The following is a 19,002-nucleotide window of genomic DNA, read 5'->3' on the forward strand; positions in this document are numbered from 1 at the left end:
GGCTGTTGCGTGGCGTTGGGGTTGGGAATGCCGACTACGATGGGGCGCCGGTTCACGGGGAGCACCCTCGTGAGGTTGGTGTGCATAATTATTTGCGCTGGAATGCTATGGACGGCGCCGGATGCGTCCGCCGGCCCGCGACGATATATGGTCGCGCTATCGGTGCCCGGGCAAGAACAGGTGGCCCTATACGCCGAGGAGTATGGCAAAGGTCGTCCGCTGCTGCTGTTACACGGCCTCGGTGCATCCACCTACACGTGGCGCAATCTCATTCCGAGCCTTGCACAAAAGCATCGCGTCATTGCCATCGACTTGAAGGGCTTTGGCCGCTCGCAAAAACCTTACAATAATGCCTATTCCATCCATGACCACGCCGCATTGGTGAGCGCCTTCATTCGCAAACGCGGCCTGCGTGATGTCACGCTTATCGGGCATTCCTTCGGCGGCGCAGTCGCTTTGATGGTCACGCTGGAATTCAACCGGAAAGACCCCGGCCGCATTCGCGATCTCATCCTCATGAGCGCACCGGCCTACAATCAGCCATCGACTGAGTTTGTCCGCTTCATGCAAACACCGGTGTTGCCTTACGCAGCGCTAACGCTCATACCGCCAGAACTCTCCATCTGGCTCTCGCTCGACGCGACCGAAGCACAGCACATAAGCATGGATGATATCAGCGCGTATGCGGAACCCTTTTATGATCCCGCAGCCCGGCACGCTCTGATCACGACAGCCCGTCAAATAGTCCCTCGAGACCTCAAACGACTAACCGCACGCTACCCCACAATAAAACAGCGCACTTTGATCATCTGGTGCGATGGAGATACGACCGTCCCGCTCGCAACAGGCAAACATCTCGCCAAGGCCCTGCCCAACGCGAAACTGCAGGTACTGAACGGCTGCAGCCATGCCCCGCAACATGATCGCCCCCGCGCCGTATGGAACCTGATGCGCCGCTTTCTCTATTGAGGCGGCCCGAATAGCTTATCAAGAGGTGAAGATAATTCTGCCAGTCGGCCTGTAAGCCGGGTTCTGTCTGGAGGTCACCCTCCGCGACGACCATTCATCTGGGACGTCTGTCACCAGACGCCTCAAGCAGCCAACCCGGGCGACGAACCTGAAAACGGGCCTGAGATCGCACGTCGCTTGCGCGCCACACATCTCCGGTCGCCCCTATTTGGCCTTGCTCCCGGTGGGGTTTACCATGCCGCGACTGTTACCAGCCGCGCGGTGCGCTCTTACCGCACCCTTTCACCCTTACCGTACCTCGCAAAGCGAGCAGCGGCGGTTTGCTTTCTGTGGCACTTTCCCTGGGGTCACCCCCGGCGGCCGTTAGCCGCCACCGTGTTTCCATGGAGCCCGGACTTTCCTCCATTCCGACATTTTGACGGGCCACAAAGCCCATGCCGGAACAGCGGCCGTCCAGCCGACTGGCAGAAATCACATAAGGGACCGTGACGCGGCAACGTCAAGACACAATCGGCTCGCCGAGCGCTGCGATCAGGCGCTGTAAAGTAATAAATGTCGATACGTCGACCAGCCCATCGACACGTTCCTGTCGAAAATGACGTTGAAATGCAGCTACGACCGTTCGGGATTGCTTGTCGCTCTCGCCCGTAACCTCGATCCCATACCCGTAGCGTCTAAGAAGCGTCTGCGCCTGGGCAATACGATCCGCGTGCGCAGGGTTAGAGACGGCCTCCAAAACGGGCCCGACAGGCTCCGGATCGACCCAATGACCAATTCCAGCACGCGCCAATCGCGCCCAATCGAACTTTTCGCCGGGGTCAATCTTCCGTCCCGGCGCAATATCCGAATGCGCCAACACCCGTTCCGGCGGAATGCCATTGCGCCCAATGATGTCGGCCGAAAGCGCCTCGACCGCACGCATCTGCGCTTCGGGAAACTCTGGATAGCCGCCGTCATGTCCGGGATTGTGGATCTCAATGCCGATCGACGCCGAATTAATATCGCAATCGCCCTGCCATGAGCCGACGCCTGCATGCCAGGCCCGTTGCGACTCCGCCACCATCTGCCAGACCGTCCCGTCGGTATCGATGACGTAGTGACAGGACACTTTGCTCTCAGGCCGCGAGAGCCAATCGATTGCCCGCGGACATGACGCGAGCCCCGTATAATGCATCAGCAGGATCGAGGCGCGCACCCCATGGCGGCGCGCCTCGAAGTTCGGTGAAGGATGGATACAGGTAACAAGCGGACTATCGCAATCCGCAAGGCGCAATTCACTCACACGCCGCCTCCAGCTCGCGTGCCTTTACGATCGAATCGTAGGCAGCATTGATGGCGGCCAACTTGCGGTCTGCAAGAACAAGAAATTCCTGAGGTACACCCTCGGAAGCGAGCTTGTCGGGATGCGTCTCGCGCACAAGCGCTCTGTAACGCGCCTTCAAATCCTCGTCGGAAACATCCGGCGCGACACCGAGCACGCTATAGGGCGACTGCTCATCACGTACAAACAGGCTCCGGATAGCCAGATACTCACGTTCGCTGAAGGAGAACTTCTCCGCCACAGTACGCAGGAACTGCTCCTCCGCCTTGTGCAGAACACCGTCGGCAGCAGCGATATTGAAAAGACATTCGAACACATCCCGAAGAAGTGCTCGGTCGTCGGCGAGCATATGCGCGATCCGTTCCGCATAGGCGTCATATCCAGCGACGTCGCGCGACGCCAGCTCAAACACCCGCATCACGTTGCGCCGCTCTTCCGGCGGCACATAAAAACAGCGCTCAAAGGCCTGCGACTCTACGCTGACCGCCACCCCATCCGCCTTTGCCATTTTCGCAGCAAGCCCGACGAGAGCGATCGTGAAGGCAACTTGCTTGCCGCCAGTGGCGGGCGTCAACCAGGAATCAACGCGGGCCCGCAGCCCTGCCCAAAGACCGCGTAGCCAGCCTGTCCGGCCACCACCAATCAACGTACTCCAGTTCATTGCCTGTTGATAACCCGTTTTCCCAATGCCCTCAAAGTGAACATGTTTCCCTCAGAACAAATGGATGTGAAGCTTTATGTCACAATTTCGCTCTTCGTGATTTGACCGTGATCGTCTTCAACAATCACCATGCCGGTTAGGAATTATTAAGGGTTCAGCGCAAGCTTGTCTTCCAAGCGTGCGTTGAGTGGAGGGTAATGATGAAGGGGCTTTTTCTGGCAGTAGCCTTTGCGGCGGTTGTAGCGATCTGGACTCTGAATGCTCGCGCCCAATTTCCAGCCTCAGATTTGAGCACCCCAAAAGGGGAGATCACTCAATTCACGACCATCAAGGCGCCCCCTCAACGTTGACTGTCATACCGTCACCAGCTAGCTGGTCTTCAGCAGATTGGCATGATGGGATGGCGGCTAGATAATGACGAACACTGCATCGAGCCGCACCTCCAGATGGCAGTTCTGGATTGATCGCGGCGGAACGTTCACAGATATCGTCGCATATGGCCCGGAAGGCCGGATCGAGACACGCAAAGTCCTCTCCGAAAACCCTGGCGCTTATTCAGACGCAGCACTTGAAGGCGTCCGCCAAATTCTCGGCTTGAGCTCGGAATCCGCGATTCCCTCCGATCGCATCCGCAGCGTCAAGATGGGAACAACGGTCGCGACAAACGCTCTGTTGGAGCGCAAAGGCGAACCGACAGTATTGGTCATCTCCGCCGGGCTCGAAGATCATCTCGAAATCGGGTATCAAGCCCGCCCCCAGATTTTCGCCAAATCCATCGTCAAGCCGTCGATGCTGTATGCGCGAGCCATCGGCGCGCACGAACGCATCCTCCCTAACGGGTCTGTACTAACCCCACTCAATGAAGAGCGCCTCAAACAAGACCTCACGCAGGCTCGCGAAGACGGTTTCACCTCCGTCGCCATCGCCTTCATGCACGCATATGCGCATCCAGACCACGAAACCCGAGCCGTAAAAATTGCCCGCGAATTAGGCTTCACCCAGATTTCAGCGAGTCACGAGGTTTCACCGCTCATCAAGTTCATCGCCCGTGGCGACACCACCGTGGCTGACGCTTATCTGAGCCCAATACTCCGCCGTTACGTAGATCGCGTGGCCGGCGCCTTGCTATCCGACAACGATGATGACGGCGCCACGTCAGAAGCCTCACGCTTGATGTTCATGGCTTCATCCGGCGGCCTCAAGGCTGCAGACCGCTTCCAGGGCCGTGACGCCATCTTGTCAGGACCCGCAGGCGGCATCGTCGGCATGGCGGAAACCGCACGACTGGCGGGTTTCGAACACGTCATTGGTTTCGACATGGGCGGAACCTCGACCGATGTGTCCCACTTTGCCGGCGAATACGAACGTACGTTCGAAACGGAAGTTGCCGGTGTGCGTATGCGCGCACCCATGTTGCTGATCCATACCGTCGCGGCAGGCGGCGGCTCGATACTGCATTTCGACGGCCAGCGCTTCCAGGTCGGCCCCGATAGCGCCGGCGCCGATCCCGGCCCCAAAAGCTATCGCCGCGGCGGCCCCCTCACGGTGACTGATGCCAACGTCATGCTGGGCAAGCTAATCCCGGACCTCTTTCCCGCGATCTTCGGACCTGGCCGTAACGAACGACTCGACCACAATGCCGTTAAAGCCGCCTTCACGGCGCTGGCAGACGAAGTAGGCGATGGCCGCTCTCCTGAACAGGTGGCCGACGGCTTCATCCGCATCGCCATCGAGAACATGGCGAATGCCGTCAAAAAGATCTCGGTCGAACGCGGCCACGACGTCAGCCGCTACGCGCTCAATTGCTTCGGCGCTGCTGGAGGCCAACATGCATGCCTCATCGCCGATAATCTCGGGATCGACACCGTCCTCGTTCATCCGCTGTCGGGTCTTTTATCCGCTTACGGCATCGGCCTAGCCAAGGTCCGCGCCAGTCGCGAGCAATCATTGGAAAAACTGCTCGAACCAGCCGCCATGCACGATGTCGAAAACATCGCTTGGCGTCTCGGCAATGACGTCACCGAAGAACTTCTCGATGAAGATGTCGAGCATGATGACATCGCTATTAGCACATTCGCTCATCTGAGATACGAAGGCTCCGACACCTCTTTCGCGGTGCCGCTCTCCGAACCTGGCATCATGCGCGACGACTTCGAAGCGGCCCACAAACAGCGTTTCGGATTTCTTTCCCCGGAAAAGCGCCTGTTCATCGCGGCTATTGAAGTCGAAGCCGTCGGCGGCGGCAACGATCCTGAAACCATAGAAGCAAATGCCGGAACAAACACTGGGACGGCATCGCCGGTGATCACACGCAAATCGCGCTTCTTTTCAAATGGCGCGTGGCACGATGCGAACGTCTTCACCCGCGCCGACCTCGCACCCGGCCACCACCTCATTGGCCCCGCAATCGTCATCGAACCGCACCAGACAGTCGTCATTGAACCCGGCTGGCGCCTCGATGTCACGGCAAGGTCGCATCTTGTACTTGCGCGCCAGGAAGCCCGCGGTCGTCAAGCAGCGGATGCGAACGTCGATCCGGTACTCCTTGAGGTGTTCAGCAACCTGTTCATGGCTGTGGCCGAGCAGATGGGAGAAGCTCTCCGCCTGACAGCGCAATCCGTGAACATCAAGGAACGTCTCGACTTTTCCTGCGCCGTATTCTCACCCGAAGGCGCACTCGTCGCCAACGCACCGCACGTACCGGTGCACCTCGGCTCGATGGATGCCTCCGTCGAAACAGTCATCCGTCGGCAAGGAGCTAACATGCGTCCCGGTGACGTCTATATGTTGAACGCACCTTACGATGGCGGCACGCACCTACCCGATATCACCGTCATCACGCCGGTGTTCGACGACGCGGGTTCCGAAATCTTGTTCTTTGTTGCAAGCCGGGGCCACCATGAGGACATCGGTGGCCTATCCCCCGGTTCCATGACCCCACGCGCCAAGACAATTGAGGAAGAAGGCGTGCTGATCGACTGCGTAAAGCTTGTTGACGATGGCCGCTTCCTCGAAGCCGAAGTCATGGCGCTCCTGACGGAAGCCAAGTATCCAGCCCGCCGGCCCGACAAAAATATCGCCGATCTGAAAGCACAAATTGCCGCCAACGCCCGTGGGGCCGCCGAGATCGGAAAACTGCTCGCCCTCTACGGTCGCGAAGTTGTCCAGGCCTATATGGGTCACGTGCAGGACAATGCGGAGGAAAGCATCCGCCGCCTGATTTCACGACTAAGCGACGGGCACCACCGGGTCGAAACAGATTCTGGTTCTGTCGTAGAGGTGACAATTAAAATCAATCGCGAAGCGCGCGAAGCCACAATCGACTTCACCGGCACATCTCCCGCACGCGATGATAATTTTAATGCCCCCGAACCCGTGACACGGGCTGCTGTTCTCTATGCCTTCCGCGTTATGGTCGATGAGCCCATACCTCTGAATGCAGGCTGCTTACGGCCGTTGAAAATTGTTGTACCGGAAGGCTCCATGTTGAAGCCGCGCTATCCGGCCGCCGTCGTTGCAGGCAACGTAGAGACCAGTCAGGTCGTAACCAATTGCCTGTTCGCGGCCTTACGCGGTTTGGGATCTTCGCAAGGCACAATGAACAACCTAACCTTCGGTGACGAAAATCGTCAGTACTACGAAACCATCTGTTCTGGCGCCCCAGCAGGACCTGATTTCGATGGAGCCGCCGCTGTCCAGGTCCACATGACCAATACACGGTTGACCGATCCGGAAATTCTGGAACTACGCTATCCAGTCGTTCTTGAAGAGTTTTCAATCCGGCGCGGATCTGGAGGTGTTGGACGCCATCGCGCCGGCGATGGCACTCGCCGTGTGATCCGTTTTCTAGAATCAATGCACAGCGCAATCTTGTCGGGCTACCGTCGCGTGCACCCGTTCGGTCTTGAAGGAGGTGAACCCGGCCAGATCGGCGCAAATAGCGTGCGACGAGTCGACGGAAACATCGAACATCTTAAGGGATGTGACGAAGCGGCTCTGAACCCCGGTGACGCCATCATCATTGAAACGCCAACAGGCGGTGGCTTCGGCCCGGCGAGCAGCGCTTGACATCCTGACTTGCATGTCCTCTTCAACCCAAGCGCGGCAATAGATTGTTAACCTTCCTCTTGACGGGCGCTTTACCAATATCCGAGACACTGCACGGGGCGCGCCGGATGCAAGTTAAACCGTCGCCAATGGGCAACTTCCCCTCATCAGATATGGCTTTAGGGGGCAAACGCTTTGCCGGAGATCGAGCAGCGGATAGAAAACATGCTTGATATCAGCGGCGTAAACCACGCTATTGACGTTCAGCAAACGGACCTCGCAGGTTCTGGGCCGTTGCGCCGATATGGGGTCCTGATTTGATCCAATTTCGTCCGATTCTTTTCGCACTGGGCCTGATCCTGTGCACCATTGCCGCCGCGATGGTGCTCCCGGCCGTCGTGGACGTGGCCGATGGCCACGAGGATTGGCGCGTCTTTTTCACCTCAGCCGTAGCGACGTTCTTCATCGGAGGTCTCCTGATCCTCGTCGCTTACGAGGACCAGCCCGCCCCTCTTGGCATCAAGGAAGGCTTCCTTCTGACGACGCTATGCTGGGTAACGGTGGCTGCTTTCGCCGCTGCACCTTTTGCCGGGCTCGGACTCGGATTCGCCGATGCATATTTCGAAGCGATGTCCGGACTGACAACCACGGGTTCAACAGTCCTGACCCAGCTCGACCAGCTTCCACGGGGTATCCTTCTCTGGCGAGCCATTCTCCAGGGACTTGGCGGCATCGGTATCATTCTGACCGCGATCATCATGCTGCCGTTCCTGCGGGTCGGCGGCATGCAGTTGTTCCAGATGGAAAGCTCAGATAAATCCGAAAAAGTTCTCCCGCGTGCCATCGAGCTGACATTGGCGATCGCCGGCGTTTACGTCGGGCTCATCGTCGCGTGCATCGCGGTCTACATGGCACTCGGCATGACGCCATTCGATGCCATCTGTCATGGCCTTTCGACAGTCTCGACCGCGGGCTTCTCAACCCACGATGAGAGTTTCGGATTTTTCCGCTCGCCAGCGCTCGAGTGGGCTTGTGTCCTCTTCATGATTCTCGGCGCGCTGCCGTTCGTCGTTTACGTCAAAGCGATGCGCAATCACCCTGAAGCGCTGTGGCGCGACACGCAGGTTCGCGGCTTCCTGATGTTTCTCATTGGGCTGTGGCTGATCATGACATTCTGGCTGATCACGGCACGCGGCCTTGAGCCGACAACTGCGCTACGCATGTCGGCGTTCAACCTCACCTCCATCATGACGACCACGGGCTACGCCAGCTCCGACTACATGCAGTGGGGCCCCTTCGCCGTTGGCTTGTTCTTCCTCGTAACCTTTATCGGCGGCTGCGCTGGCTCTTCGGCAGGCGGCATTAAGATTTATCGGCTTCAGGTCACCGCGCTTTTGACGCGAAGCCACTTCGTCCACCTCATGAGTCCCAACCGGGTCGTCACTCTCGTCTACAATGGCAAACGATTGCCAGCCGACGTGCCCTTCTCCGTCGTCGCGTTTTTGACAATCTACATGTCGACCGTCGGCATCTTCACCGTCGTCCTGTCGGCTATGGGCCTCGACTTCGTGACCGCCATGTCGTCGTCCGCCCAGGCTATTGGTAACGTCGGCCCCGGTCTCGGCGATATCGTCGGTCCAGCAGGCAACTTCTCAAGCCTGCCTGCCGCAGCAAAATGGGTCTTATCCTTCGCGATGCTGCTCGGCCGGCTCGAACTGTTCACCGTGCTCGTTCTATTCCGGATTGAATTTTGGCGGGGCTAGCCCTCATCGGGGTGCCAGCCGTAAAGCCAATCATATTGAGACAAAAGCATACCGGGAGGCGCAGCCTTCAGCGTAAGGTTACGCGCCGTCGCCAAGGCCCCTTGCAAATGATAGATGCGGCCGTTCTTCCGTGAGGCCCCCTGCACCCGAAGGACACGCTGTCGGCGAGCGAACTGATAGGCCGAAAACGCCGCGCTAACGTCCTCATGTGCCGCCACGCACTGAGCGAGCACGAAACCATCCTCGAGCGCCATCACACCACCCTGCGCCAAAAATGGCAGAACCGGATGCGCTGCATCACCAAGCAACGCCACACGCCCATTCACGAACGCGGGAGGTTCGGGCAAATCATAAAGTCCCCACTTCCGCCAATCTGAGACAGCAGAGACAAGATCCTGAAGAACAGGCGCAAAACTTCGCACACCCTCCCGCACCCACATCGGCAACACGTCCGCGCTCCAACCCGGTGCGGAGGACTCATCGTGCCGAACGACAACGAGTGCGAGTTCGCTTCCACCGCGCACGGGATAATGAACGACATGAGCCTTGTCCGAGAGCCAAAGCCCAACGTCGCTACTGGAAATCCCTGAGGGTACGTCCTCGATCCGCAGGACCGCGCGCGCCGCGCTACGATTTGAGAACACCAGCCTTCGTTCACCGAAAAATTGCGATCTCAAACCGGACCACAGGCCGTCCGCTGAAACTAGCCCCGCACCCTCTAGCCGGCTCCCATCTGCTGTTTCGGCACACACCGTGTCCGCACCCTGGGAGAGACCCGTTACCTCCGCGCCGGAGCTCAACGTGATCAATGGGCAATCACGTGCCGCATCGAGTAACGCAGCATGAAGATCGCCACGATGAAAGACCCAGTAGGGCGCTCCGTAGCGCCGTGCGATGTGATCACCCAGTGGTATCCGGCAAAGCACCCCACCGCTACGTCCATCATGGACACGAACAGCGTGTGGAATTCCAGCCTTGGATCGCAGCGCTTCACGAAGCCCGAGAAGAGCGAGCACATGCCCACCGTTAGGACCAATCTGAATGCCGGCGCCTTCGGTTGAAAATACCGTTCGCTTTTCGAAGACATGCGAAGCGAAACCACGCCGAGCCAGGGCTAAAGCCGTTGCCAACCCACCAATACCGCCACCGGCGATGAGTAAGACACTATCAAATTTGCTCATCGGGGCTGCACAACATCACGAGCGGCGGTTTCCAACGCACCGCGCAGCTCTTGATCCATCACCGCTCCCTACCGCGACGTCACTCGAATGCTCAGGCCGCGCGACCGGCGGCCTCGTGTACAATAGCACCAGCCGGAACGCTCTCTTCAGGCCCGAGTTGTGCATCATAAACGTAAAGCGTCGAGCAGTAGGGACAGATGATCTCGTTGTCTGTGCCCATATCGAGATAGACGTGAGGATGATCGTACGGGTCCCGCGCACCCATGCAGTTAAATTCCTTTACGCCGATGGAGATTCTCTCAACACCCTCATCGTTAGCGAAATGTGGAATGATATTGCCAGCCATGTCTCTCGCTGCTCTCGAAATTTTTGCGTCCAATACACGATAGCCGCCAGGCGATCGCGATGGTAGGGGAACACATGCGCCGCTACGTCGCCGGGAACCATAACATCCCATCGTTCTCAACCAAAAAGGCCCGAGATTTATGCAGACCTTCCAGTCCGATGGTGTCGAAATCGCCTATCTCGACGAAGGGCACGGACCACCAATACTGCTCGTACACGGTTTTGCATCCAATGTCGCCATGAACTGGGCCGCAACGAATTGGCTCACGACCCTCACAAAGGCCGGAAGGCGCGTTATCGCCATCGACAATCGTGGCCACGGACAGAGCGAAAAGCTCTACGACACAGCACAATACGGGGCTCCCCTGATGGCGGAGGATTGCCGCCGTCTGCTCGACCATCTCCAGATCGAACGCGCTGATGTTATGGGATATTCGATGGGCGCACGCATATGTGCGTTCCTGGCCCTGGCGCATCCAACGCGGGTCCGCACCGCCATCTTCGCCGGATTGGGCTTCAACATGGTCCGCGGGATGGCCGGAACCGGGCCGATCGCCCATGCGCTCGAAGCTGACAGCATTGACGACGTTGCAAACCCGACGGCACGAACCTTCCGTGCATTCGCCGAGCAGACGAAAAGCGACCTGAAGGCGCTCGCCGCCTGCATTCGCTCAAGTCGCGACCCCATAACACGAGAGGATATCGCACGGATTTCGTGTCCCGTCCTCGTGGCCGTCGGCAGTGACGATGTAATCGGTGGTTCCGCAGTTGAATTAGCTAAGCTGATCCCAGGGGCCGAAGCTTACGAAATTGCAGGGCGCGACCATATGAAGGCCGTCGGGGACGCGGGTTACAAAAAAGCTGTCTTGGAATTTCTTTCGCGCAACGACTGACAAACCGGGGCGGCAACACCCTCGACAGACTGGCTCCTGCACAAACGAACGCAGTAAAGGCCCCAGCCAAGCCACCATGGGGATCCGTCAAAGACAAACGCGGGGAATGTCGACAGATCATCCGGTAGCAAAACAGCCGGAGCCTTTACACCATTCGCTCACACATTACGCGATACCTGCAACGCAATACGAGTGTGTTAGCCATCCAGTGGAACCCTGCGAACGCCGCACCCTAATCGCAAGCCTGGACAAGAGAAAAAATAGCACAAGCGGTCCCCAGAGTCCTGAGCTGCGAACACCACGCCACATTCGGCTGTGGATAAGCGGCGCTCTCGCGTTGCCAAACAATATATTTGATGAATGCGGCATACTGATTCATGCCGCCGTAAGGCCGAAGTAAAGCCGGATTTTTAGGTCATTTCATCGTTTGGGGAAGGTGGGCGTTCACCGGATATTTAGCAGATTTCAGTAAACTCCCCACCGATGTCAGTCCGTATACAAAGCGTAAACATATCAGCCTGCCTTCTCGTTGCGTTTCTCGCAGCCAGCTGTGGCACATCCACGAACTTCGTCGCCAAATACGAACCTTGGCGCGCGGAGAGCGAAAGAGCGTGTCTGGCTGCCGGCGTCGTGCGCGAAAGTCCCTTTATTCGGACACGCTCAGCATTGGGCGGACCGAGTGTCTGCGGAGCGGAGCGTCCCTTTGAGATGTCGGCTGCCGATAACGGGCGCGTCGCAATGAGACCCGCTGCCCTCTTGCGATGCCCGATGATCAACCCAGTCGACGATTGGGTCCGCCGATCGGTTATTCCGGCCGCGCGTCACTATTTCAACGCCGACCTAGTGAGCATAAAAGTCGCCGCCTCTTACGGCTGTCGCCCCATGAACCACGTTTCAGGTGCCAAGCTTTCAGAACACGGCCACGCCAACGCTTTGGATGTATCGGGCTTCGAGCTTTCCAATGGCCGTACCATCAGCGTCACGCGTGGCTGGGGAGGGAGACCTGACGAAAGAGATTTCCTTCGCGTTGTACATCAAGGCGCCTGCCAGCGTTTCACAACAGTGCTCGGGCCCAACTACGACAGCAATCACCACGATCATTTCCACATGGACCTCGCCCGTCGCGGCGGCACGCGAAAAGTCTGCCGCTAGCAGAATGAACGGCGCCAGAAATATAACGCAGTGCGAGCGCGCCGCGCTGCCGCACCCTGCTTGTTTGGAAAAAAGCAGCAAGCTATTAGGGCGGGCTGTTGTTTCCGGAGAAGCGCATGAGCGACCCCACCCCTGAGACGCCTCGCAAAACGGGCGACCTCATAGAGGCATTTATCGAGAACTCACTGCTAGCGAGCCGATGGATCCTTGTCGTATTCTATCTCGGCCTAGCCATTTCTCTTGGTGTCTACGCGATCTCCTTCATCGCAAAGTCCGCGAAAGTCGCGACGAAAATATTTGTACTCAACGACAACGAAATCATCCTTGCGATGCTGGGATTGATCGACGCCTGCCTCGTTGCAAGCCTCATGGTGATGGTGATGCTGTCCGGCTATGAGAACTTTGTCAGCCGCCTCGATAAAGCGAGCAACAACGAACTCGGATGGCTTGGCAAGATCGATACCGGCAGCTTGAAGGTCAAAATCGCGTCCGCGATCGTTGCGATCTCATCCATTCATCTGCTGCAGGTGTTTCTCAACGCGCCTCAGTATGAGGACAGCAAAATTATGTGGTCGACGCTCATCCACTTGGCCTTCGTCGCCAGTGCCATTGCTCTAGCAATCGTCGATCGCATCGCCCTCACCGCAAAACCCGCGAAGAAAAACTGATCGTGGAACGCAGACATCCACAGGACGTTCTTCGCCCATGCACGTTCATGGGATACGGCGCCGTTCGATAAGCTGTGACGTCGCGCTTTTCTTCGCTCTGCTTGCAACAGCCATCGCACTCGGGGCGGCACTCGCTCATGCGTTGGAATTACCCAACAAAATCGGCCTATCGGTCAGCGAGTACTTCACGGTCCAGCAAACCTATCGCGGCTGGAACCAGCTCGCTTACGTGCTGTTTCTCCAACTTATCGCGATAATGTCGGTCATCATCTTGGCGCGACACGCTCCCTATGTGCGCGGCTTCGCTATTCTCGCTCTGTTATGTCTGATTGCCGCCCAGGCCCTATTTTGGATCTATACTTACCCGGCCAACGTAGCGACCGTGAACTGGACGAGCATTCCGCCGAACTGGGAGACATTGCGCCGGCAATGGGAATACTCCCACCTAGCCGGTGCAGCTTTGCAGCTTCTGGCAATGAGCGCCTTGATCATAGCGGCCCTCGCGCGCGGACGCGACCGGCAGGCTGAAAGCACGCATCACGTAACCATCAACTACGCGAAAACGTCTTCAGACCAATGACGCCGATCACAATCAAAGCAAGGCAAGCCAGTCTGATCGGATCGCGAGACTCACCGAAAAGAAACATTCCGAGGATTGCTGCGCCAAGAGCGCCAATACCCACCCACACGGCGTAAGCCGTACCGATAGGAAGATGCCGCGCGGCGATCGACAGCAGGTACATACTGATCACCATCGCCGATATCGTCAGAAGCGAAGGAACGAGTCGGCTAAAGCCCTCGGTGTACTTCAACCCGATCGCCCAACCGATCTCGATAACGCCGGCAATGATAAGGATAATCCACGCCGTTTGCTGAGCCATGACTGACCTCTACCGTCAGCCAGGTCGTCCCGGCTAAAGCGCCCAGAAAAACGCGAGGTCGTCCTCGCGGGCACACCAAGCTAGATAACCACCTTATTCGCAGGGTCAAGACAAACGAGCCCACACCGACATAATGCCGCCGGTGTGGACCAACTCTCCCAGTTGAAGAGTGCGTTTCGAACCCAAACCTATTTTATTGCGCGTTCCAAAACACTCTCCGGCTGACGCTCTACAGTGACGCCTTTGATCATCCCAGTGAATGCAAACGGTGACTGGTACTCGTCGCTGTCTACGGGGGATACGGTATCCATCCCAACGTCAAAACCTTCAACCCCATAGGCAAAGGGAACGGTTCGCTCCACCCGCCCTTCTCCAACGTGCTGGCCATTCATCCGAAGCGTGACGTCCGCCGGTTTGCCTGCGCCAGCTTCAGTCGGCACAACGTCCACCTCGATTGTTGCCGCGCCAGCCGGAAGGGCTTCCGATGCCTGAACGGAATATTTCTCAACATCGAAAAAGTTGTATGTGAATACCGGCTTTCCATCGGCCACATAAAGTGACCAGCCCGAAGTGATACCGCCGATAGCGGCAATTACTCCCTCGGCATCCGAGTCATTCGCCTCCACATTCGCTGTAATCTTGAATGGAACACCATGCGTATTTAGGAACGCGGCTTCATTTATCCCGGTCACACCCGCTCCGTATTCAACCGAATTAAGATGAGCCAACGGATTAGGTCGCAACGTCACATCGAACCGTTCCGACATTCTGTCATCGAGGGGCAGAACATTATATTTGCGGGCCTCTTCCATGAACGCGGACTTCAAGGCTTCGACCTTATCTGGGAACTGCTGCGCCAAATCATTCGCCTGTGTAAAGTCATCATTCAAATTGTAGAGTTCCCATTTGTCGGAATCGAAGTTTCCCTGAGCTCCTGCCGTTTCCCATGGCAGGCGCCCGTGTCGTGTGGTCGCCATCCAACCGTCCTTATAGATTCCTCGGTTCCCAAGCATTTCAAAATACTGCACCGTACGGTGAGATGGTGCGGCCTCGTCATCGAAGGCGTATTTCATGCTGACACCTTCAATGGGTTTCTGCTCAACGCCATTGACGATGGTGGGCTCCGGAATACCCGCGGCTTCAAGAATTGTCGGAGCAATATCGATGACGTGATGAAATTGCGTGCGTAACCCATCCTTGCTTTTCATGCCCTTAGGCCAGTGAACAATCAGTCCGTTGCGGGTCCCCCCAAAATGAGAAGCTACCTGCTTCGTCCATTTAAAAGGGGCATCCGCAGCCCAGGCCCAACCGACGGGAACATGCGGTTCCGTTTCCGGCCCGCCAATTTCGTCGAATTTTTCCTTCAAGCCCTCAAGCCCAAGTTGAATGCCGTTTATGCTCGCAATTTCGTTGACCGTTCCTTCTAATCCGCCTTCAGCAGAAGCTCCGTTGTCCCCGACAATGAAGAAGATGAGCGTGTTATCGAGTTCACCCGCAGCCCGGACTGTATCAATCAGGCGTCCGACCTGAACATCGGTGTGCTCCAGAAATCCGGAGTAATTTTCCATCAAACGCTCATAGATGCGTTTGGCATCTGCAGATTGATCGTCCCACGCTGGAATTTCATCAGGACGTGGTGTCAACTTTGCGTTTTCCGGAATGACGCCGAGCTGCTTTTGCCGTGCGAAGGTTTCTTCGCGGTACTTATCCCATCCCGCATCGAACTTGCCGCGGTACTTCTCCCGATACTCTTTGGGCACGTGGTGCGGCGCATGAATCGCCCCCGTCGAATAATAGAGAAACCACGGCTTTTGAGGGTTTGTTGCATTGATCCGGTTAAGCCAACCGATGGCCTGATCGGTCATATCCTCAGTGAAATGGTATCCCTGATCGGGCTGCTTCGGTTGCGCGACGGGTGACGTATTTTGATAAAGAACAGGATAAAACTGGCTCGTCTCGCCATTCATGAAGCCGTAGAAATTCTCAAATCCCCATGTTCGTCCCGTGGGCCAACGGTCGAAAGGCCCGGCCGGCGAAATTTCGTTTGCAGGCGTATTATGCCATTTTCCAAAGGCGGCAGTCGCGTACCCGTTGAGCCGCAAAACCTCCGGCAATCCGGCAGCAGAAGGTGGAACAATGCCGGTATAGCCGGGGTACCCTGTCCCCATCTCGATAATAACGCCCGTTCCAACGCTGTGATGATTGCGCCCCGTTAAAAGCGCCGCGCGTGTAGGGGAGCAAAGGGCCGTGGTATGAAATTGGTTAAACACGATGCCGTCGCGTGCGAGGCGATCCATCGTCGCGGTCTTCACCGCACCTCCGAGCGTTCCGGCATGACCGAAACCCACATCGTCGAGCAAAATTACAAGGACGTTCGGAGCCCCCTCCGGTGCATGCACTTGGCGCGGAAAGTCAGGCGTCGAGTCCTTATACGTTTCGCCGATCTCCCCTTTGAAAGGCGCCTCAGGTCGAGGCAATACCGTGTCGGTACCAGCACCCGACGTCTGGGCAGAAGCAGGAAAAAAGAGAGCCGATAAGGCGAGGGTCGCAGCTCCAGCCAGGAGAGCCGAAAACTTTTCACGCATGGGAAAACTCCGCTCGAAGCGGTAGCGCCCATCCCCTTCCCTGCCGCCCCAACGCCGTTCGAGTTCAAGGGTTCCGCAAAAATCACGCGTCTGATGAAACAAATTATATACGCAATAGACTGCAGTTACGACGTCGACTTAAAAAGCCATAGCAATAGCGTGCGAACACCCTCATACCCACCACGTAAAACTGGTGGACATCCTCTGAACGTCAATCTGAATACGAAAGTGTCCGACAAGCCTGCCGAAGATTTAGGAAAATTAGATCGGCTAACTAATTTCAAATACGGAGAATTGACCGCGTCAAAATCGCGAGCGAAATTACTTTACGTCCAGCTCAATCAGCTTATCGGAAAACAACCATGTCCATTTCCATCGACCAAATCATCGTCTGGGTGATCATCGGGATCATCGGCGGAAGCCTTGCAGGCCTGATTGTGCGTTGGGACAAGAAGGGATTCGGCCTAGCCTCGAATATCGCCCTGGGCCTCGTGGGCGCACTGGTCGGAGGAATGCTGTTCCGCCTCTTTGGCATCTGGCCAGACCTCGACAGAATCTCGATCTCACTGCGCGACATACTCGCGGCTGTCCTAGGCTCTCTCCTAGTGCTCTTGGCGAAATGGCTCTACGATCGCTACAAATCCACCCCGTGACATAGAGCAAAAGGACATGTCACGGCCTCTGTCCCTTGACCACATTTAGCCATAAGCCGCCCCAGATTAGATGTAGATGATAGACATGGCACATCTTACCGGCGCTTGGCTCTCGACGCACTGACAGGCCACGCCACAGTAGCCCGACGGTCGAGTTACCCAGACCTGGCGCGGCCCCTACGAGAGCGGGAATCAAGCGACCCGCGCCCCTGCCTACATCAGCGTAATCGGCCGAAACCCCGACAATCGCACGCATACGATCAGCAACTGGAACAGCAGGTTGTATGGGGCGCGAAAACGCGTCTGCGGGCATCGCTATCGGCCAAAATGTCACGATCTACTGGGATAACTGAGGGTTATTTCCCTGGGTACCGCGCCATTCGGACCAAGCAGCTGTCAATGGGTCGCGCGTTATTCCCGAGAATTGCACTTGTGCAACTCATCTCATTAGGCTTTCGTAGTATGAGCGGCCCGATGGCCATCCGCATTTCAAGGCTCTTCTGGGTTGCGCAGCTGAAGAGATCGGATGATCGCGGACAGCCTCAGACCTACTGTCGAACGAAATGCAACCAGAGGTTATTATGACGATATACCCATCCCTCGAGATTCCGGCAACACTCGCCGCCGGGCCGGGCCCGGGCAATACCGATCCACGCGTGCTCGAACGCTTCGCCAAGACGGGCATTGCCGACCACATGCAAAAAGACGTTGTGCGCGGCATGATCGAAGCCAAAGAGATGTTGCGCGACCTCTGGGGAACCAAGAACGTCTACACGTATGGCGTCGCCGGCACCGGCTTCTCCGGTCTCGATTGCGTGCTCTCGATGATCCTGCCAGGCGACAAGGTCGTCGCGTTCCCGAACGGTACGTTCTCCGGCATCGACAGCCTGACCATTCGCATGAAGGCTGCGACTGCCGAAGAATTGGCCGCCGACCCGCTCAATCCAAAGCCGGCGAGCGTCAGCATCATTGAAACGCCACATGGCCAGTCCGTGACGGGCGCAACCGTCGATGCGGCATTGGCTGAGCATAAGCCGATGTGGGCCTTCATGGCGCACTGGGAAACAGGCTCCGGCCGCATCAACGACCTCAAAGGTTTCTCAGATGCCTGCCTTAAGCATGGCGTAATGGGCATCGTTGACGCCGTCTCCAGCCTCGGCGTCGCCGACTTCAACATCGATGACTATCCTGGCGTTGTCGCTTGGGCGTCGTGTCCGCAAAAGGGGGTTCTGTCCCTGCCGCTCACCTACGCGCCAGTGAGCTTCACCGACAAGGCCATCGATATGGTCAAGAAGCGCGGCTGCCGCACTTACGTGCACCACCCAATCCTCGACGCGCGTCACTGGGGCATCGTCGATGGTAAGGACGTGCCGAATGCCGTCTATCACCAGACGCATTCGTGCTACGCGATCGCCGCGTTCCATGAAGCGCTGCGCATTATCCTCGGCTACGGACGTCGTCGGAAGGCTTCCGACTACGCCTACCACGAGAAAGCGCTGCGCCAGGCCGTTGAGAGCATGGGCTGCGAAGTAACCTCCGACATGACGAGCCTCGTCGTTCTGAACCTCCCAGACAAGCTGCGGGGCAAAGAAAAGGACCTCGTCGCGAATGCACGCGCCAAAGGCTTCGGCATCTGGCCAACTCTGTCTGAGCCTGTCCAGGTACGCATTGGCATCCTGAACCAGCTTTCAGCAGAGCAAATCGCGGAAATCGTCAACCGCTTCGCTGACGAAATGCTCGAAATGGGCGCAAATTTCGACAAGCAGAACGTTTTGAACGGTCTCAAGTCCTACTACGCACAAGCCGCTTAAGCGCTGAAGGGCCGGGCGTTGACGCGCCCGGCCTGCCACTCAAAACCCGCAGACGACCACTCACCCACCAAA

15 protein-coding genes and 1 other RNA gene are annotated in these 19,002 nt (G+C 57.3%); 9 read left to right on the forward strand and 7 right to left on the reverse strand.

Annotation, left to right across the window (positions count from 1 at the left end; all coding sequences use genetic code 11):
* Positions 1-180 precede the first annotated feature (180 nt).
* The gene (locus BLS30_RS08380; protein WP_160298736.1) at positions 181-969 is read left to right on the forward strand and encodes an alpha/beta fold hydrolase; all 789 of its coding nucleotides are present in this window, start codon (positions 181-183) and stop codon (positions 967-969) included.
* A 36-nt stretch (positions 970-1,005) separates the two neighbouring features.
* Here the strand turns inward: BLS30_RS08380 and rnpB are convergent.
* From rnpB to BLS30_RS08395, 3 genes are all read right to left on the reverse strand, one after another.
* Positions 1,006-1,434: RNase P RNA component class A (gene rnpB, locus BLS30_RS08385), an RNA gene on the reverse strand.
* 34 nt (positions 1,435-1,468) lie between these two features.
* Positions 1,469-2,251, reverse strand: a complete 783-nt coding sequence (locus tag BLS30_RS08390; protein ID WP_244464965.1) for an N-acetylmuramoyl-L-alanine amidase — start codon at positions 2,249-2,251, stop codon at positions 1,469-1,471.
* A complete protein-coding gene (locus tag BLS30_RS08395) occupies positions 2,244-2,951 on the reverse strand; it encodes a TerB family tellurite resistance protein (protein WP_046479545.1) in 708 nt (235 codons plus the stop codon). Before BLS30_RS08395 ends, BLS30_RS08390 begins: the two co-directional genes overlap by 8 nt.
* Before the next feature lie 414 nt (positions 2,952-3,365).
* Between BLS30_RS08395 and BLS30_RS08400 the strand changes: the two genes are divergently transcribed.
* Both BLS30_RS08400 and BLS30_RS08405 read left to right on the forward strand, forming a co-directional pair.
* Positions 3,366-7,019: a hydantoinase B/oxoprolinase family protein gene (locus BLS30_RS08400; RefSeq protein WP_090228022.1), complete on the forward strand. Its 3,654-nt coding sequence runs from the start codon at positions 3,366-3,368 to the stop codon at positions 7,017-7,019.
* Between the two features lie 296 nt (positions 7,020-7,315).
* The gene (locus BLS30_RS08405; protein WP_244464964.1) at positions 7,316-8,761 is read left to right on the forward strand and encodes a TrkH family potassium uptake protein; all 1,446 of its coding nucleotides are present in this window, start codon (positions 7,316-7,318) and stop codon (positions 8,759-8,761) included.
* Here the strand turns inward: BLS30_RS08405 and BLS30_RS08410 are convergent.
* Positions 8,758-9,942 carry an FAD-dependent monooxygenase gene (locus tag BLS30_RS08410; RefSeq protein ID WP_090228025.1) on the reverse strand — a complete coding sequence of 395 codons (1,185 nt, stop codon included), beginning with the start codon at positions 9,940-9,942 and terminating at the stop codon, positions 8,758-8,760. The two genes, BLS30_RS08405 and BLS30_RS08410, sit on opposite strands and share 4 nt — an antisense overlap.
* 91 nt (positions 9,943-10,033) lie before the next feature.
* The gene (locus BLS30_RS08415; protein ID WP_046479542.1) at positions 10,034-10,288 is read right to left on the reverse strand and encodes a zinc-finger domain-containing protein; all 255 of its coding nucleotides are present in this window, start codon (positions 10,286-10,288) and stop codon (positions 10,034-10,036) included.
* A 139-nt stretch (positions 10,289-10,427) separates the two neighbouring features.
* On the opposite strand from BLS30_RS08415, the gene BLS30_RS08420 reads away from it, so the two are divergent.
* The 4 genes from BLS30_RS08420 (at position 10,428) to BLS30_RS08435 (ending at position 13,580) form a co-directional block, all read left to right on the forward strand.
* Positions 10,428-11,180, forward strand: coding sequence for an alpha/beta fold hydrolase (locus BLS30_RS08420; RefSeq protein ID WP_046479541.1), 753 nt, complete (start codon positions 10,428-10,430; stop codon positions 11,178-11,180).
* 483 nt (positions 11,181-11,663) lie between these two features.
* Positions 11,664-12,332, forward strand: a complete 669-nt coding sequence (locus BLS30_RS08425) for an extensin-like domain-containing protein (RefSeq protein WP_076605359.1) — start codon at positions 11,664-11,666, stop codon at positions 12,330-12,332.
* Positions 12,333-12,448: 116 nt separating this feature from the next.
* The gene (locus BLS30_RS08430) at positions 12,449-13,000 is read left to right on the forward strand and encodes a TIGR00645 family protein (protein WP_076605358.1); all 552 of its coding nucleotides are present in this window, start codon (positions 12,449-12,451) and stop codon (positions 12,998-13,000) included.
* 37 nt (positions 13,001-13,037) lie between these two features.
* Positions 13,038-13,580, forward strand: coding sequence for a DUF1772 domain-containing protein (locus tag BLS30_RS08435; RefSeq protein ID WP_090228028.1), 543 nt, complete (start codon positions 13,038-13,040; stop codon positions 13,578-13,580).
* On the opposite strand, the gene sugE is transcribed toward BLS30_RS08435, so the two are convergent.
* Both sugE and BLS30_RS08445 read right to left on the reverse strand, forming a co-directional pair.
* Positions 13,549-13,881, reverse strand: coding sequence for a quaternary ammonium compound efflux SMR transporter SugE (sugE, locus tag BLS30_RS08440; protein WP_046479538.1), 333 nt, complete (start codon positions 13,879-13,881; stop codon positions 13,549-13,551). The two genes, BLS30_RS08435 and sugE, sit on opposite strands and share 32 nt — an antisense overlap.
* Positions 13,882-14,069: 188 nt before the next feature.
* Positions 14,070-16,466, reverse strand: coding sequence for an arylsulfatase (locus BLS30_RS08445; protein WP_090228030.1), 2,397 nt, complete (start codon positions 16,464-16,466; stop codon positions 14,070-14,072).
* A 362-nt stretch (positions 16,467-16,828) separates the two neighbouring features.
* Between BLS30_RS08445 and BLS30_RS08450 the strand changes: the two genes are divergently transcribed.
* Together BLS30_RS08450 and BLS30_RS08455 are read left to right on the forward strand one after the other, a co-directional pair.
* A complete protein-coding gene (locus tag BLS30_RS08450) occupies positions 16,829-17,119 on the forward strand; it encodes a GlsB/YeaQ/YmgE family stress response membrane protein (protein ID WP_046479537.1) in 291 nt (96 codons plus the stop codon).
* 581 nt (positions 17,120-17,700) lie between these two features.
* Positions 17,701-18,930, forward strand: coding sequence for a pyridoxal-phosphate-dependent aminotransferase family protein (locus tag BLS30_RS08455; protein WP_046479536.1), 1,230 nt, complete (start codon positions 17,701-17,703; stop codon positions 18,928-18,930).
* Positions 18,931-19,002 lie beyond the last annotated feature (72 nt).

The sequence above is a fragment of the Filomicrobium insigne genome (assembly GCF_900104305.1).
Taxonomy (GTDB): Bacteria; Pseudomonadota; Alphaproteobacteria; order Rhizobiales; family Hyphomicrobiaceae; genus Filomicrobium; species Filomicrobium insigne.